Below are 775 nucleotides of genomic sequence, written 5' to 3' on the forward strand. Positions count from 1 at the left end.
GCTAAACGAAGCGCCAAACGCGCTGCAATTACGCTATATGCAGACCTTAACCGAAATTACGACGGACAAAACCTCAACCATCATCTTCCCAATGCCAATTAATTTGGTCGAAGCGGTGACGGACATTGCCAACGCCGTTAAAAAGAATCAGGGGCAGGATAAAGAAGAATAGCCACATTAATTTTCAAATAAGGGCGGAAGCGGCTTTGGTTTAACTTGAGCGGACTTAGTTTGGTCTCGTTGAGTTTGGTGTAAACAGTAAGGCCGCTTCTTCATATTAGATATCACAAACCTTTCGATCACTGACCCGTGTCGGATTTACTTGGCGGCGTACCACATTCGCGTTTCATGATTTCCAGACCCGATTTAAAACAAGCGCGCCATGCCTTTTCAACGTCGGAGTTGTACTCATAATCACACTCTTGTACTGTTTCCAATAAGCTTTCAAACCAAATATCAATGTCTTCGGGTTTGATACCAATGTTACCGATACCGTGCTTTTTGCCATACTTTTCCATCATTTTTCGCGCATCAGAAGACGTGTCTGTCATCATAAAAAAGACGATCGAACCTTTGAGCATACGAACTTGCTTTTGCATATCTACGCCTTCAAATTTCTGCCGAAAGCTCTCTCCTTTCGACCAAAACTTGGCATAAAACCGCTCGAAAAAGTACTCACTGAGAACACAACGCTCGTAACTGTCGTTGAAAACCTCAATCACATTCATGACCACTCCAAACGAAAACCAGAGTACAACTCATATTTTATGAGTGT

1 protein-coding gene and 1 pseudogene are annotated in these 775 nt (G+C 42.8%); one reads left to right on the plus strand and one right to left on the minus strand.

Annotated elements, in window-relative coordinates:
- Positions 1-172: pseudogene (locus R7R78_RS25730) on the plus strand (slipin family protein); the annotation flags it as partial.
- 127 nt (positions 173-299) lie between these two features.
- Here the strand turns inward: R7R78_RS25730 and R7R78_RS25735 are convergent.
- Positions 300-728 carry a globin gene (locus R7R78_RS25735; RefSeq protein ID WP_140058633.1) on the minus strand — a complete coding sequence of 143 codons (429 nt, stop codon included), beginning with the start codon at positions 726-728 and terminating at the stop codon, positions 300-302.
- Positions 729-775: the final 47 nt, after the last annotated feature.

The organism is Vibrio sp. 2134-1, assembly GCF_033339495.1.

Excerpts from the sequence above, each read along its gene's own strand:
- R7R78_RS25735 (WP_140058633.1), bottom strand. The coding sequence starts at position 728 with ATGAATGTGATTGAGGTTTTCAACGACAGTTACGAGCGTTGTGTTCTC.